The sequence below is a fragment of the Pseudomonas sp. B21-059 genome, assembly GCF_026016285.1.
In the GTDB taxonomy this organism is placed as follows: Bacteria; Pseudomonadota; Gammaproteobacteria; order Pseudomonadales; family Pseudomonadaceae; genus Aquipseudomonas; species Aquipseudomonas danubii.
Genome location: NZ_CP087201.1, coordinates 1,533,305 through 1,547,787, shown reverse-complemented (window position 1 = coordinate 1,547,787; position 14,483 = coordinate 1,533,305). Strand labels below are relative to the sequence as shown.

Genomic DNA, 14,483 nt, shown 5'->3' with positions numbered 1-14,483 from the left:
CTCAAGGGTCGGTCGTGATAAAGTCGGCGCCCTGATGACCTTCTGCCTTGAGACCAATGACCGCGATGACGGATTTCCAGGAATTTGACGCCGAACTTGAAGACTGGAACGCCCTGGGCACGAGCACACCGTTCAATGGCCTGCTGATCGGCAACGGTGCCAGCCGTGCCGTCTGGGAAGACTTTGCCTACGACTCGCTGTTCGAAAACGCTCGCACAGTGGAAGAAAAGCCCCTGAGCCAGTCCGAGCTCAGCGTCTTCGAAGCCCTGCAGACCCGCAGCTTCGAACAGGTACTGGGCGCGTTGAAAACCACCAGCCGGGTCAACAAGGCCCTGGCGGTCAGCTCGGCGGCGCCGCGCAACCGCTACTACGCCATCAAGGAAGCCCTGATCAACACCGTGCATGCGGTACACATCCCCTGGCGCCTGGTACAGCCGCAAAGCCTGGCGGCGATCAACCAGGAACTGCGACGCTATCCCACGGTGTTCACCAGCAACTACGACCTGCTCAACTACTGGGCGGTGCAGCACGACAACCAAGGCATCGATGACCTGTTTCACGGCGCCGATCCGGCCTTCGCACTGGGCACCACCTCCAGCGCCGCTACTCGCTTGCTCTACCTCCACGGCGGCCTGCACCTGGTGCGCAACCTGGACGGCAGCGCGCGCAAGCTGAGTTCCACCGAAGGCACCCTGCTGGGCAGCTTCGCCATCAACAACACCCTCAAGACCCTGGATGACGTGCCGCTGTTCGTCAGCGAAGGGCCCCTGGCGGACAAGCTCAAGACCATCCGCAGCTCGGACTACCTGTCGTTCTGCTACCAGCAACTGCTGGACCACAGCGGCGCCCTGTGCATCTTCGGCCACAACCTGGGGCCCCAGGACCAGCACCTGGTGCAGGCGATCCGCCAGTCGGCCGTCACGACCCTGGCGATCTCCATCTACCCGCGCAGCACGGCGTTCATCCAGCACCAGAAGCGCCACTACGCCAAGCTGTTCGAAGGGTTGGAGTTGAACCTGCGCTTCTTCGATTCCAAGACCCACGCCCTGGGCAACCCGGCCCTGTCGGTGCCCGTGGAACGCTGATTGCGCCGGGCGCGGGCGTCCTTGGGATCGCTGCGGGCCTGCGGCCCGCTCGCAGCCTTCGGCAGCGGCTACAGATGGGGACACGCCAGGCGTTGTGTAGCTGCTGGCGCAGCCTGCGATAAGCACCGCAGGGGCTAGGGCGTCCTTGGGATCGTTGCGGGCCTGCGGCCCGTTCGCAGCCTGCGGCAGCGGCTACAGATGGGGACACGCCAGGCTTTGTGTAGCCGCTGGCGTAGCCTGCGATAAGCACCGCAGGGGCTAGGGCGTCCTCGGGATCGCCGCGGGCCTGCGGCCCGTTCGCAGCCTGCGGCAGCGGCTACAGGGCTCATTCTTCGTTGCTGTGTACCACCACTAGCAGCTGCGCCTGCTCGTCGCCCAGGGAGCGGATGCGATGGGGCTTCTGGGCATTGAAGTGCAGCGCGTCGCCACGGTTGAGAATCACCCGCTCGGTCATGAAGTCCACTTCCACCTGGCCTTCATGGACAAACAGGAACTCCTCCCCCAGGTGTTCCTTGAAGGTCTTGTCACTGAACTCTTTGGCCGGGTAGATGATGAACGGCAGCAGGTTGCGCTCGCTGACCTGATGGGCCAGCACCGCATATCCCGGCGTCTGGTCGTTGGCTGCCAATGACTGGCGCTCATCGCTGCGCACCAGGCTGTAGCTGTCCAGGCTGATGCTGTCCTCGGCGAACAGCTCCTCGACCTTGACGTTCAACGCCTTGGCCAGCTTCAAGGCGGCGGCGATCGACGGGGTGTTCAACCCGCGCTCGACTTTCGACAGGTAGCTCTTGGTCATCCCGGATTTTTCGGCCAGGGCCTCCAGGGTCACGCCAAGTTTTTTTCTCAGTAATTTCAAACGGATAGACATGTGGAGCGATTAATCCATCTAGAAAACAACGATTGGCGCTTGCCAATGACACAAAGTGTCATATAGCCTCTTTAGTGTCATCAGCATTCACCCAACGACCTTGCAAGTAACAGGTGAAGTGCAGACCCGACGTCCATTGCAGCCTCACCAAGGACCCCGACATGGCCAAGACATTAGCACTGCCCAAGGACCAACTGATCAAGCAAGCCCTGACCCAGATGCAAAACACCCTGGCGGATAATACGTGGACCGACCGGCAAAAGCTGGCCCTGACCTGCCGCATTCTGTTCGAGAACGGTCACGACTCGGGCCTCGCCGGGCAGATCACCGCCCGCGGTCCGCAGCCCGGCACCTACTACACCCAGCAACTGGGCCTGGGTTTCGATGAAATCAGCGCCAGCAACCTGCTGCTGGTCAACGAAGACCTGGAAGTCCTCGAAGGCCACGGCATGCCCAACCCGGCCAACCGCTTCCACAGCTGGGTGTACCGCGCCCGGCCGGACGTGAACTGCATCATCCACACCCACCCGACTCACGTTGCCGCGCTGTCGATGCTGGAAGTGCCGCTGGAGGTATCGCACATGGACCTCTGCCCGCTGTACGAGGACTGTGCCTTTCTCGAAGCCTGGCCCGGGGTGCCGGTGGGCAACGAAGAAGGCGAAATCATCTCCGCGGCCCTGGGCGACAAACGCGCGATCCTGCTTTCCCACCACGGTCAGCTGTCCACCGGGGCCAGCATCGAGGAAGCCTGCGTCATCGCCCAACTGATCGAGCGCGCAGCCAAGCTGCAACTGCTGGCCATGGCGGCCGGCACCATCAAGCCGATCCTCCCGGAGCTGGGTCGTGAAGCCCACGATTGGATTTCCAAGCCCAAGCGCCACGGCGCCGCCTTCAACTACTACGCGCGGCAGAACCTGAAAAAACACGCCGACTGCCTGAACTGATCCACCCCTTATGCCTTGCTAGGAGTTGCACCATGTCCACACCCGATATCCACGGCATCATCGGCTACACCGTTACCCCTTTCGGCGCCCATGGCGAAGGCCTGGACCTGGACGCCCTCGGGCGTTCCATCGACCGCATGATCGACGCCGGTGTCCACGCCATCGCGCCCCTGGGCAGCACCGGCGAAGGCGCCTACCTCAGCGATGCGGAATGGGACCAGGTCGCCGAGTTCAGCATCCGCCACGTCGCCAAGCGCGTGCCGACCATCGTCAGCGTCTCCGACCTGACCACCGCCAAAGCCATCCGCCGCGCGCGCTTTGCCGAAGCCCAGGGCGCCGACGTGGTGATGGTGCTGCCCACCTCCTACTGGAAACTCAGCGAAGCCGAGATCCTCACCCACTACCAGGCCATCGGCGCCAGCATCGGCGTGCCGATCATGCTCTACAACAACCCGGCCACCAGCGGCACCGACATGTCGGTGGAGCTGATCCTGAAGATTTTCCACACCGTGGAGAACGTCACCCTGGTCAAGGAAAGCACCGGCGACATCCAGCGCATGCACAAGCTGCACCTGCTGGGCGAAGGCCAGGTGCCGTTCTACAACGGCTGCAACCCCCTGGCCCTGGAAGCCTTCGCTGCCGGTGCCCGCGGCTGGTGCACAGCGGCGGCGAACCTGATCCCCCAGCTCAATCTCGATCTGTACCAGGCCGTGCTGGAGCATGACCTGCAACGAGCCCGGGAGCTGTTCTACCGCCAGCTGCCGCTGCTGGACTTCATCCTCAAGGGCGGCTTGCCGGCCACGGTCAAGGCCGGGCTGGAACTGGCCGGACTGAACGCCGGCGAGCCACGCCGGCCGGTGTTTGCCCTGAACGAGGGCGCACGCCAACAGTTGCAGACGCTGCTGCAGACCCTGAGTTGAAGCCCTGACAAAAAAGCCCGGGCGGCTGTCACCGTCCGGGCTTTGGCATGGGCCGCGTTCACGCGTGGCTCAGTGACTGTTCTGCACCACTGGGGCCTGGGCCTTGAACTGCGGGTCCTGCAACATCTGCGCGATGAAGTCGTCGGTGATGCGCTGCACATGCTGGTATTGGCCACCATCGGGATTGGCCCAGCCGCGCCAGGAGCGGGTCTGATTGCTGACCCGATACTTGGCCAGCGGCTGGTCACCACGGCTGACATGGAACATCACCTGGCTGTCCCAGGTGGCCCGGCCCGGCACGATAAACAAGGTCATCGCACTGAGCAGCCCCATGGGAATGTTCTGCCAGCCAAAGTAATCACTGTTGGCCATTACGATCACGTTGTAGCCATCGACACTGAACCCCGACTGCACCTGCTCGAAGGTGCCGCGACGACGCAGGTTGTCACGGATCAGGCCGGCGGGGATGGCTCCCATCACACTGACGCTGATCGCCGGCAACCGCTGCTGGTAATCCACCTCGGCCGGCTTGAGACTATGGCTGGTCTGGCAACCGCCAAGTCCCAGCATCAGCACCAGCAACAACCACAACCGACTGCTCATTACAGATCCCCCGACAGCATGGCCTTGAGCATCGACGCCTTGGGCCCCTGCTCCTTGACGATCAACGACGTGACGTCTTCCATCTTCTCTAGATCGACCCGCTGCAGGCTCGGCACCTGCGGGTACTTGGCGCGTACCAGGGCGGCGTCGCGCTCCAGGTGGTCACTGTGCAGAAACACGCACTTGGCCCCTGCCGCCGACAGGCAGCCGGCGCGGAAATCACCGACGTAATAGGCCTTGCCGGCTTCCAGTTCCAAGGGAATGGAGAAGTCTTCGCGGCTCCAGGCGGTGGCGTTACCGCGGTCGAAGTGCAGGTTGTAGATCTCGTAGCGCCCGGGTTTGAGCGGCATCACGAACAGGCTGCCGATGCCGTGCCAGGTCTCGCGCACATCCCGTGGCGTGCGGCCGTAGATCTGGTTGTACAAGCGTGCCGAGGCGAATCCCTCACCGCCTCGTGGGCGAATCAGCAGCATCTGTTCGTTGGCGGTGTGCACCGCCTTCGGCCAAATGCCCACCACGCCCACCACATAGGCCACCCCCGACTGCGAATCGGGGCGCATGCTCTCGGCGATTTTCGTGGAAGGCAGGCTGTAGCAACCGCTTAGCGCCAGCAGCGCAGCGAGTAATACGAAAGGGCGAATCATGAGGTCGCAGATCCCTTGGACAATGATCGATTACGTCACCCAAGGTGCCTGGCATGCCGAGCGCCCGGTGACGGGCGCGGAGGATAAAGCAAGTAATATCATTTCGCCATAATTCAGTCGCCAATCGGCTGGCGTCCGCCAGGGGCTCGAACCAAAGCTTGCCGCCATCACGGGCGACAAGCTTCAGCTGGGCAAATGGCGGCGCAGCCGTGCGGCCTTGCCCCTGATCAGGCCGAGCGGCCTCAGGCATTACCGAACCGGGTTCAAACGGCTGTCAGGTCCTTGATGTTGTGGCTCGGACCGTTGGCCTTGACGCTGGCGATGCCCTTGTCCCGGGCCGCTTCCGATGAATAGGCTTCACTGCTGCCGATGATCTGGTGATTGGCCGCCTTCAGCGTGAAATAGGGCTGGCCGTCCTTGGTGCTCTTGCGCTCGTAGCGCTCCTCCAGGGGACTGTTGGCCTGCACCGAGGCAATACCGTTCTCCGCGGCCGCGCGAGTGGTGTATTGCTCGCTGGTGAGAATGGTCTCGGCGTTGGCCGCCTTGAGCACGAAACGAAATTGACCGTTGCTGCTTTTCTTCAACTCATACCATCCGGACATGCTGTTGTTCCTTGCGTTGATTGATGGGCGTTGCGCCTTGAAAGTAAAGACTCTTTGCGCGATTCAGCCATTGCCCCGATGACTGAAAAATCGGTTTTCCACTCGCGCAAGCCCCAGGTGTTCGCGCAGGGTGTGTCCCGTGTAGCGCTGGCGAAACAGGCCCCGGCGTTGCAGCTGCGGGGTGATCAATTGCACGAAATCCTCGATGGCTCCCGGCAAATGGGTAAACAGCACATTGAAGCCATCGGCGGCGTACTCCTCGTACCAGGTCGCCAGTTCATCAACGATCTGCCCTGGCGTCCCCACCAGTACCTTGTGTCCGCTGGCGGACAGGCTGCGCAGCAGCTGCGCCAGGGTCGGCCGCTCCCGGCGGACCAGATCCACCACCAGTTGCCGGCGGCTCTTGTGGCGCTCGGTGGGCGCCGCGTCCGCCAACAGCGGCACTGGGGCATCCAGGGGCAGTGTCGACAGATCGATGCCCAGATCCAGCAAGTAGGACAGCGCCCTGAGCTGGGCCTCCGGGTCCTGCAGCTCCTGCAACTGCTGATACTTCTCCTCGGCCTCGTTGAGGGTCCGGCCAACCGTGGGCGCAATCCCCGGGAAGATCTTCAACTGCTGGGCATGGCGACCGTAATGGGGAAGTCGTTCCTTGAGCCCGACGTAGAAATCCTTGGCCTGTTGCAGGTCGGTCTGGGCGGTGAACACCAGCTCGGCACAGCGGGCCGCCAGCTCACAGCCCGGGCCCGAAGACCCGGCCTGGGCGATCACCGGCCAGCCCTGCAGCGGACGCGGCGCATTCAACGGTCCCTGCACCTGGAAGTGCCGGCCACGGTGCTCCAGCAGGTGCATCCTGTGCGGCTGCAACCACTGGCCGCTGGCCTTGTCCCGGGGGAAGGCGTCATCGGCCCAGCTGTCCCACAGGCCGCTGACCACCGCGAAAAACTCCTCGGCCCGGGCATAACGTTCGGCATGGCTGGGGGGCTCGGGGCGATTGAAGTTCTCCCCGCCGATCAGCCCCGTCACCAGGTTCCAACCGGCACGCCCCTCACTCAGGTGGTCCAGGTACGCGAACTTGCGTGCCAGGTTGTAGGGCTCGTTGTAGGTGGTGCTGGCGGTGGCGATCAGGCCGATGTGCCGGGTCACCACCGCCAGGGCCGGCAGCAGGGTCAGCGGGTCCCAGCGCAGGCTGTGGGAACTGCGAGCCAGCACCCGCGGATCGAGATCCCCCACGGCCACGTTGTCGTTGAGAAACAGTGCGTCGAAACAGCCCCGCTCCAGGGTCTGGGCATAGTGTCGGTAGCGCTGGAAATTCAACGAGGCATCGGCATCCGCCCGGGGATGGCGCCAACTGCCGCCGTGGGCGCCGGAGCCGGAGAGAAAGGCCCCCAGCCCCATCTGCCCGCCGCGCTCAGCCACGGCTGGCGCCCTCCTCGGCCGCAGCAGCCGCCACCGGCAGCGGCGCGGCGCGCAGCAACAGGCTCACCGCAGTCCAGACCAGCAGCGTCGCCAATGCCAAGAACAGCATCACCCCGCGATAACCGTTGAGAAAGGCGCCCTGGGCATCGTCCAGCGGCGTCGCGGAAAAGTAGTGAAACAAGCCCACCCCCACCGCCAGCCCTACGCCACCGCCGACGTTGTGCAGGGTCATCAGCGAACCCATGGCCACCGAGCCCACTTCCTGGGGCACCGAGGAAATCCCCAGCACCGTCGACGGCCCGAGAATGCTGGCCCAACCCAGGCCCATGATGACGAAGGCCCCCAGCAGATAAGCCAGCGACGTCTGCCGATCGAACCCGGCCTGCAACAGCGCCGACAGCACGAACAGCAGCAACCCAGTCTTGATCAAGAGCGCCGGGCCCTTGCGGTCCACCAGCCGTCCCACCAGCGGCGACAGCAACGCCACCCCCAAGGTGGTGGGCAGTAACAGCAAGCCGCTGGCCTGCACCGACTCGCCACGGATCTGCGCCAGATACAACGGCATGACAAAAAACGCCACGCAGTAGAACAGCGCCAGGCCGAAGCTTGCCGCGACCCCGGCGACAAAGCGCCGATTGGCGAACAGCTTGAGATCGATGATCGGCGCCGCCACCCGTTTCTCCACCGCCAGGAAGGCCACCAGAGCCAGCAGCGCCAAGGCGATCAGGCTCAAGGTCAGGCGTGAACCCCAGCCCCAGGCTCCGCCCTGGACGATCACCAGCACCAGGCTCGGCAAGCCGATCAGCAGCAGCAAGGCGCCCCAGCCATCCAGCCGCGCACCGGCCTCGGCCGAGCGCGATTCCTTCACGCTGAAACTGCAGATGCCCAGACTCAGCAGCACGAAAGGCACGTTGATCAGGAAGATCCACTGCCAGCCAAAACCACTGGTGATCAGCCCGCCCAGCACCGGCCCGACAGCCAGCCCCACGCCGTTGACCCCGAACAGCACGCCAAAGGCCTTGCCCTGTTCGGCGCTGTCGAAGGTGCTGGAGACAATCGCCCCGGAGGCGGTGTAGAGCACCGCGCAGGCCAGCCCCTGGATCACCCGCGCGCCGATCAGGGTGTCGATCTGCGTCGCCAGTCCGGCCGCCAGGGACGCCAGGCCGAACACGCTCAAGCCGATGAACAGCACCCGCTTGCGTCCATGCAGGTCGGCCAGGCGCCCCACCAGCACCATGAAACTCGACAGCGTCAGGATGAAGCCGTTGATCACCCACTGCAGGCTGTCCACCGAGGCCCCGAGATCGGCCTGCAGCGCCGGTAGCGCGGTGTTGACGATGGTGAAATCCACACAGCCGAGAAAACTGGCGATGCTCACACCGAGCAATGCCCACCACTTGCGTTGCTGTTGCGCAAAAACGCTCATGGAAACTCCTTGTCAGTCAAAAAAAATCGCTCTGTAGGCGCCCGCTTGCCGGCGAACAGGCCCTTGAGTCCTGCATCGCAGGCCAGGGCGCTTTCGCTGGCAAGCCAGCTCCTACATTGATCGCGGTGGGTCAGATGGCGATGGCGCCGCTGGTCCAGTTAGGGTGGATGGCGCCGGGCAAGGTGAACGGAATCGGAATCCCGCGCTTCTTGAACTTCAGTGGCAGCCAGCGCACCCGATCCGGGCTGTGGGGTTCGATCAACAGCTCGCGACTGGTGGCCATGGCGGTGGTCATCTGCTGCGGGTAGAGCACGTAGTGGTAACCCTCGTCGGCCCACAGCGGCAGGATGATGGGGATCTCTTCCAGGATGTATTCCCGGCACTGGGCCGCCGCCCGTTCGATGTCCGCCTGTTCATCCCGCAGGCGCAGACGCTCGGTGAACACGCTGATGGTGCTGTCGATGGCCTGGCGCAATTCCTCGCGCTGCTGATAGATCTGGTCCAGTTGCTGGCGCAGTTCAGCATAGCGGTCGCTGGCCAGTTCCTGGTTCCAGCGGGTGATGTGGTACGGCACCCGCAGGCCATCGAGGATGCTCTGGTTGCGCGCCAGCCAGGCATCGCCGTCGCGGATCGACGCCGACAGCGCCTCGCCGGGGGATTTGCCGTGCTTGTTGTGGCGTTGCAGGGTGTCGGCCACCACCACCTTGACGTGGCTGAAGCCGGACTGGTTGATCAGGTGAATGGTGGACCGCAGCTTCTGGTCCTCGTGGTATTCCTGGCCGACGCTGACCGCCAGGACCACGCGCTTGCCATCAAATTCGTGCTCCTCGCCGCCCTTGTTGAAGTAGGCCTTGAGATTGATTTCCTGCACCTTGCTCATGAGTTCAGCTCCAGTAGGCCAAAGGCTGGTGTTCGCCGTAGTAACCGATAAAGACCCCGAGGGTGACCCGGGTGCTGCTGGCCGAGGGGCGTACCGCGTGGATCAGCCGCGGATTGAGCAGGATCAGGTCGCCGGGCTCGGGCTTGACCACGAAGTCCGGCGGCGGCAGCAGGTGGCGCTCGATGCCGTAGGCCCGCTCGCCCTTGAGGCGGTTGTACTCCTCCTCGTCCGGCTCGATGCCCCAGATCTCCAGCTCTCCGCCGTCCTCGGGGATTTCCAGGTAAATGTTGGTGGACAGTTGGGTCAGCAGTGGCGGGCTGTGGCCCTCCGGCGCGTTGCGTTCGAGCTTGTCGGTGTGGGGCGTGAGATCGACCCCCGAACCCTGGAAGCGGGCGATGCCGACAAAGCACTTCTGCCCGTCCACCTGCAGCAGGTGCGCGCCCTGGGGCCAAACCTCGTCGAGCAAAAGGCGCAGCTCGTCGATGGGCGAGGCCAGGGGCCGGAACAGGTTGCGGATCTTGCGGATGTTGGGCAGGGCCAGGGCGTGGTATTCGGCCCGGCTCTGCTCGTCCTGAATCTCGATGTAGGCCTTGCCGACGCGGACGAACTCCTGCTGCTGGCTAAAAGCGCTGCGCAGCTCCTGCTGGTACAGATGATCCCGCGCCACCTGCAAGGTGTCCGGCGGACAGAAACCTTTGAGTTGGACGCCATAAGAGCGTTTTTCAACGACATCGAGGATATGCCGCGCTTCAAGTTTGTCGGCCGTAGTGACTGTGAACATGCAAGCTCCCTTAATTCCCTGGAAGTAGCGACGAAGTTATGGTTTCGCAGAAGGTAATAATTTGTTTCAAGGCCACCTTAGGCAGTTGCGAAAGCCTTGTGAAATATCCTTTACCTCTAATCTCCAAACTTAAAAATGTATCGAAAAACAGGCGAATAGCGGCCATTACCGGCACTTTCACAAGTACCGACAGAGGATTATTAAATTCGCTGATAGTTAACTTAAAAGAAGGACATCATTGCTCTTTATTTATTCAAAACCTCCCGAGCTTAATTAATAAAATTGCCATCACTTCATTCAACTTCATTGAATGAAGCATCCATGTAAGCTGCCGCATCGAACGACTGGTGGATGATGCCTTCTTCACGGTACAGATCGGCGGTGTGCTGCACGTCCTCGACCACGGCCGGACCCACGGCGATGCGCCGGGGCAGCGAGTAGCGATTGGAGCGTTCATGCACCTCCAACGGCAGGCCGCTGTAACCGGCCTGGATCTTTGAAAACTCGCGCTGGTGCTGGTTGGCCCAGGCATAGGCACGGTCCAGGCGCCGGAGGAAATCAGCGATCTGCCGTGGTTTTTCACGAATCGCCTGGTCATTGGCCACCAGCAGCATGTGTCCGGCAAACAGCCCCTCGCCACTGACCAGCACCCGGGTTCCACCTTCCATCTGCACCATGCTGGTGTAGGGGTCCCAGGTCGACCAGGCATCGGCCTGACCGTTGCTCAGCAAACTGCGGGACTCAGCCGGCTGGAGAAAGATGAACTGCGCATCCGCGCCGTGCAGGCCCACCGAACGCAGCGCCGCCAGGGCCAGGAAATGGCCGATGGAGCCGCGCGTGGTGGTGATGCGCTGGCCCTTGAGGTCGGCGGCGCCCCGTAGCGGCGAGTCGTCCTTGACCAGCATCGCCACCGCCGTCGGCGTGACCTTGAGCTTGATCACACCCACGGTCTTGATCGGCGCCCCGGCGGCGGCAGCGAACACGAACGGCGCATCCCCCAGGCTGCCGATATCCACCGCACCGGCGGCCAGGGCCTCGGCGGTGGGCGCGGCGGCGGCGAAAGAGGCGAATTCGATGGGGTACGGCACCTGCTCCAGCTCACCGGCGGCTTGCAGCAGGATCTTCAGCGACTGCTTCTGGCTGGACACCCGCAGCGCCGGCTGCGCCAGGGCATGGCTGCCGAACAGAAGCAGCGCCAGGATCGCCAGCCGCCGTCTGCTGCGCAGCCGATCGCAGCCTGCGGCAGCGGCTACAGGGTGCTCGTTCGCCGGCTTGATCATCGTTCAGAACGCCAGGCTGACGCGGCTGTAGTAATAGCCACCGCCCAGGCCATAGGGCGAGAACATCCCGTACTCATAGGTCCCCGCCCAGGCCTTGAGGCCGATCTTGTCCGGGTACACGTCGAACAGGTTGTTGGCCCCCACCGCCACGGTGAGGTTCTGGGTCACGTCGTAGGCCACGTCCAGGTCGGTGATCCACTTGGCGCTGTAGGTGCGGTCGTTGGCCGGGATGTTCGAGCCTTCGGTGTACTCGCCAAAGCGGGTCAGTTGCAGATTGGTGGTCCAGTCGCCGACCTTGTAGTTAGTGGAGAGGATCCACTTGTCCTTGGGCGTGGATTTAGTCAGGTCGATCTGCTGCTGGCGGTCGAACAGCACATAGCCGGCCCCAAGGCGCGACAGGGCCGCGGGGGTGTCCGCCAGGTCGCGGATGGTGGTCTTGTTGTGGTTGTAGGCGACGCTCCACTTGGCCGTGCCGTACTCGCCGAACGATTGGCTGTAGTCCGCCACCAGGTCGACGCCCTTGGTCCGGGTGTCCGCGGCGTTGGTGTAGTACTGCCCGGCGAGGTTCGGCGACAGGCCGTTCTCCACCAGGATCTGCGACACCGCCGGGCCCTTGAGGATGCCGGTCTGGAGGATGCGCTTGTCGATATCGATCAGGTAGAAGTCAGCGGTCAGGCGCAGGCGCTCGGTAGGCTCGGCGGTGAAGCCCAGGCTGTAGTTGCGCGAGGTTTCCGGCTCCAGGTCCTTGGCCCCCAGGGCGATGGCTTCCGGCGAGTTGGGGCGCATCTGTTTGGTGCGCACTGAGCTGGTGGTGCCGCCGGCGCCGAACTGGGTCACGGTGCTGGTGGTGGAGAACACGCTCTGGGCCAGGGACGGCGCGCGGAAGCCGTTGCTCACCGCCGCCCGCACCGCGTAGCCGGGGAGGAACTCGTAGCGCGTGGTCAGCTTGCCGCTGGTGGTATCGCCCACCCCGAGGTTGTACTTCTCATAGCGCGCCGCCGCGCCGACGTACCAGTTGGGGGTGATGTTCAGGCCGAAATCCACATAGGCGGCTTCACTGTGGCGCTTGAGGCTGTAGGCGTCTTCCGGCGTGGTGCCATTGACCGAGAACAGCCCCGGGTCCGGCACCACGCCGGCAAAGGGACCGGTGGCCGGGACGTAGCTGCCCTGGTTGTAGGAGTTGGGTTCGCCCTCCTCCAGCGCGTATTTCTCCCAGCGGTATTCCACGCCGAAGGAGGTTTCCAGCGGGCTGCTCCAGCCGATGTCTAGGGCCCGGGAGAAGTCCAGGTTGTTGGTCCACTGGTCAAACACCAGATTGCCCAGGTGGAAGTCGTGCTGGCCGTAAGGACCGTTGGAAATGTTCAGGTTGTTGGCGGTATCCAGTACCCCGCGATCCTTGCCATAGGTGCTGGACAGGTCCCAGTCCCAACCGCCGAGCAGGCCCTTGGCCCCGCCGGCGACCTGGAAGTCGGTCTCGCGGATCTCCCGCCGTGCCTGGCCGCCATTGGGATACGGCGCGTTGGGTACTCCCGCCAGGCTGGTGATGTCGGTGGGTTTGCGATGGCCCAGGTTCTTGTTGCTGTTGCGGTAGCTCAGGGTCGAGAACGAATACAGCTTGAGGTCGTCGGCCAGGGGCAGCTCGGCGTTGTAGGCCAGGCTGGTGGTGCGGTCGCGCCCCAGGCCATATTCGGTGCCCCAGCCCTGGCGATTGCTTTCCCGAGGGTCCGGCGAGCCATTGGGCTGATTGAAGTACAGCTGGCCGCTGGCCGCGCTGGAGCGCTCGTAAGGCTCCTGGAGCTTGGCGTCCCAGGACAGGTTGATGAAGCCGCCGTTCTCCCCCAGCGGGTTGCCCCAGTTGAAGGCTTCGTGGCCGGTGGTGCCGTCGCCGTCGTAGTACTGGCCCAGGGTGGTGTCCGAGGTCAGGCCCTCGGCGTTGCGCTTGAGGATGATGTTGATCACCCCGGCGATGGCATCGGAGCCGTATTGCGCTGCAGCACCGTCGCGCAGCACTTCGATGCGTTCGATGGCGGCCGTGGGAATCAGGTCCAGGTCCACCGGCACCGAGGCGTTGCCGACCCGGGCACCGTTGTTGATCAGTGCCGAGTTGTGCCGACGCTTGCCGTTGATCAGCACCAGCACCTGATCACCGCCCAGGCCACGCATGCTCACCCCACGCACCAGGAACGCCGTGCCACCGCCGTTGATGGTGGGCACGTTGAACGACGGCAAGAGGCGCCCGAGCATTTCTTTCAGGCCGTTCTGGCCGATGCTGCGCAGCTGTTCGCTGTCGATCACATCGATCGGCGCCGGGCTGTTGGTGACGGTACGTTGCTGGCTGCCGCGCACGCCGGTAACCACCACCGTGCCTAGGGTTTCATCGGCGGCCAGCAGCTCCACAGGGGTTGCCAGGCTCAGCAGGCCAAGGCTCAGGGGCGCGGCGCCGCGAACGATTTTATGCAAGGAAATACTCATGACTTCAGATCCTTTGACAGGCGCCTCAGCGCGCTCGGGCGGCGACGGTTTCGACTTCGATCAAGGCGCCGGGCAGTACCAGCCCCGCCACTTGCACCGTGGTCCGGGCAGGTTTGAGCGGCTGTTTCTCGGTGCCGAAGAACTCGCGAAAGGCCACTTGCAGGCCATCGAAATCCAGCTTGCCGCCCAGGGCCGGGTCGCCCACCAGGTAGATCCGCAGTTGCACCACATCCCCCAGGGTCAAACCCTGGCTGGCGAGGATCGTTTGCACCTTGCGCAGCACCTCCCGGGCTTGGCTCTCGGTGTTGCCAGCGGCGCGGATCTGCTCCTTGGGCGCCTTGGGGTCCACCGGGTCCGGCAACAGGCCGGAGAGGTAGGTCAGCTCGCTGTTGGCGGGCAAGGTCACCGATTGCAGGATCGGTGAATTGGGATAGGTGGACGGCACGCGCTGGATTCCCGCAGCCCAGCTGCTGCTGGCGGCGCACAACAGGCCCAGCCCTACGACGGTGTTTTTCAAAGACATGCAAAGACGCTCCAAGGTTGTGTTTGCCAGCCTCGGAGG

Annotated in this window: 14 protein-coding genes; 3 read left to right on the top strand and 11 right to left on the bottom strand. The window is 63.6% G+C overall.

The window, feature by feature from the left end:
- Positions 1–65: 65 nt before the first annotated feature.
- Positions 66–1,085, top strand: coding sequence for a DUF4917 family protein (locus LOY69_RS07000; RefSeq protein WP_265074878.1), 1,020 nt, complete (start codon positions 66–68; stop codon positions 1,083–1,085).
- A 325-nt stretch (positions 1,086–1,410) separates the two neighbouring features.
- Here LOY69_RS07000 and LOY69_RS06995 read toward each other — a convergent pair whose 3' ends face one another.
- Positions 1,411–1,953, bottom strand: coding sequence for a helix-turn-helix domain-containing protein (locus LOY69_RS06995; protein ID WP_110651880.1), 543 nt, complete (start codon positions 1,951–1,953; stop codon positions 1,411–1,413).
- A gap of 161 nt (positions 1,954–2,114) precedes the next feature.
- Here LOY69_RS06995 and LOY69_RS06990 point away from each other — a divergent pair, with 161 nt between their 5' ends.
- Complete coding sequence (locus LOY69_RS06990; protein ID WP_102878683.1) at positions 2,115–2,897, top strand: aldolase; 783 nt, start codon at positions 2,115–2,117, stop codon at positions 2,895–2,897.
- Between the two features lie 32 nt (positions 2,898–2,929).
- On the top strand, positions 2,930–3,817 hold the full coding sequence (locus LOY69_RS06985; RefSeq protein ID WP_265074308.1) for a dihydrodipicolinate synthase family protein: 888 nt from the start codon (positions 2,930–2,932) through the stop codon (positions 3,815–3,817).
- A 69-nt stretch (positions 3,818–3,886) separates the two neighbouring features.
- Here LOY69_RS06985 and LOY69_RS06980 read toward each other — a convergent pair whose 3' ends face one another.
- The 10 genes from LOY69_RS06980 to LOY69_RS06935 form a co-directional block, all read right to left on the bottom strand.
- Positions 3,887–4,420: a hypothetical protein gene (locus LOY69_RS06980; protein ID WP_110595045.1), complete on the bottom strand. Its 534-nt coding sequence runs from the start codon at positions 4,418–4,420 to the stop codon at positions 3,887–3,889.
- Positions 4,420–5,064, bottom strand: coding sequence for a hypothetical protein (locus tag LOY69_RS06975; RefSeq protein ID WP_265074307.1), 645 nt, complete (start codon positions 5,062–5,064; stop codon positions 4,420–4,422). Before LOY69_RS06975 ends, LOY69_RS06980 begins: the two co-directional genes overlap by 1 nt.
- 263 nt (positions 5,065–5,327) lie before the next feature.
- Positions 5,328–5,666 carry a YegP family protein gene (locus tag LOY69_RS06970; protein WP_102878679.1) on the bottom strand — a complete coding sequence of 113 codons (339 nt, stop codon included), beginning with the start codon at positions 5,664–5,666 and terminating at the stop codon, positions 5,328–5,330.
- Between the two features lie 63 nt (positions 5,667–5,729).
- On the bottom strand, positions 5,730–7,061 hold the full coding sequence (locus LOY69_RS06965) for an LLM class flavin-dependent oxidoreductase (RefSeq protein ID WP_265074877.1): 1,332 nt from the start codon (positions 7,059–7,061) through the stop codon (positions 5,730–5,732).
- Between the two features lie 13 nt (positions 7,062–7,074).
- On the bottom strand, positions 7,075–8,508 hold the full coding sequence (locus LOY69_RS06960; protein ID WP_265074306.1) for an MFS transporter: 1,434 nt from the start codon (positions 8,506–8,508) through the stop codon (positions 7,075–7,077).
- 130 nt (positions 8,509–8,638) lie between these two features.
- The gene (locus tag LOY69_RS06955; protein WP_047302332.1) at positions 8,639–9,388 is read right to left on the bottom strand and encodes a tRNA-dependent cyclodipeptide synthase; all 750 of its coding nucleotides are present in this window, start codon (positions 9,386–9,388) and stop codon (positions 8,639–8,641) included.
- A gap of 4 nt (positions 9,389–9,392) precedes the next feature.
- Positions 9,393–10,169, bottom strand: coding sequence for a 2OG-Fe(II) oxygenase (locus LOY69_RS06950; RefSeq protein WP_115581770.1), 777 nt, complete (start codon positions 10,167–10,169; stop codon positions 9,393–9,395).
- A gap of 293 nt (positions 10,170–10,462) precedes the next feature.
- On the bottom strand, positions 10,463–11,449 hold the full coding sequence (locus LOY69_RS06945) for an aliphatic sulfonate ABC transporter substrate-binding protein (RefSeq protein WP_265074305.1): 987 nt from the start codon (positions 11,447–11,449) through the stop codon (positions 10,463–10,465).
- Positions 11,450–11,452: 3 nt separating this feature from the next.
- Positions 11,453–13,921 carry a TonB-dependent receptor plug domain-containing protein gene (locus LOY69_RS06940; protein WP_265074304.1) on the bottom strand — a complete coding sequence of 823 codons (2,469 nt, stop codon included), beginning with the start codon at positions 13,919–13,921 and terminating at the stop codon, positions 11,453–11,455.
- Positions 13,922–13,946: 25 nt separating this feature from the next.
- Positions 13,947–14,444: a RidA family protein gene (locus LOY69_RS06935; RefSeq protein ID WP_110595040.1), complete on the bottom strand. Its 498-nt coding sequence runs from the start codon at positions 14,442–14,444 to the stop codon at positions 13,947–13,949.
- Positions 14,445–14,483: the final 39 nt, after the last annotated feature.

Coding starts and splice junctions, on each gene's coding strand:
- LOY69_RS06970 (WP_102878679.1), bottom strand. CDS start 5,666: ATGTCCGGATGGTATGAGTTGAAGAAAAGCAGCAACGGTCAATTTCGT.
- LOY69_RS06995 (WP_110651880.1), bottom strand. CDS start 1,953: ATGTCTATCCGTTTGAAATTACTGAGAAAAAAACTTGGCGTGACCCTG.
- LOY69_RS06980 (WP_110595045.1), bottom strand. CDS start 4,420: ATGAGCAGTCGGTTGTGGTTGTTGCTGGTGCTGATGCTGGGACTTGGC.
- LOY69_RS06955 (WP_047302332.1), bottom strand. CDS start 9,388: ATGAGCAAGGTGCAGGAAATCAATCTCAAGGCCTACTTCAACAAGGGC.
- LOY69_RS06945 (WP_265074305.1), bottom strand. CDS start 11,449: ATGATCAAGCCGGCGAACGAGCACCCTGTAGCCGCTGCCGCAGGCTGC.
- LOY69_RS06935 (WP_110595040.1), bottom strand. CDS start 14,444: ATGTCTTTGAAAAACACCGTCGTAGGGCTGGGCCTGTTGTGCGCCGCC.
- LOY69_RS06940 (WP_265074304.1), bottom strand. CDS start 13,921: ATGAGTATTTCCTTGCATAAAATCGTTCGCGGCGCCGCGCCCCTGAGC.
- LOY69_RS06965 (WP_265074877.1), bottom strand. CDS start 7,061: ATGGGGCTGGGGGCCTTTCTCTCCGGCTCCGGCGCCCACGGCGGCAGT.
- LOY69_RS06950 (WP_115581770.1), bottom strand. CDS start 10,169: ATGTTCACAGTCACTACGGCCGACAAACTTGAAGCGCGGCATATCCTC.
- LOY69_RS07000 (WP_265074878.1), top strand. CDS start 66: ATGACGGATTTCCAGGAATTTGACGCCGAACTTGAAGACTGGAACGCC.
- LOY69_RS06990 (WP_102878683.1), top strand. CDS start 2,115: ATGGCCAAGACATTAGCACTGCCCAAGGACCAACTGATCAAGCAAGCC.
- LOY69_RS06960 (WP_265074306.1), bottom strand. CDS start 8,508: ATGAGCGTTTTTGCGCAACAGCAACGCAAGTGGTGGGCATTGCTCGGT.
- LOY69_RS06975 (WP_265074307.1), bottom strand. CDS start 5,064: ATGATTCGCCCTTTCGTATTACTCGCTGCGCTGCTGGCGCTAAGCGGT.
- LOY69_RS06985 (WP_265074308.1), top strand. CDS start 2,930: ATGTCCACACCCGATATCCACGGCATCATCGGCTACACCGTTACCCCT.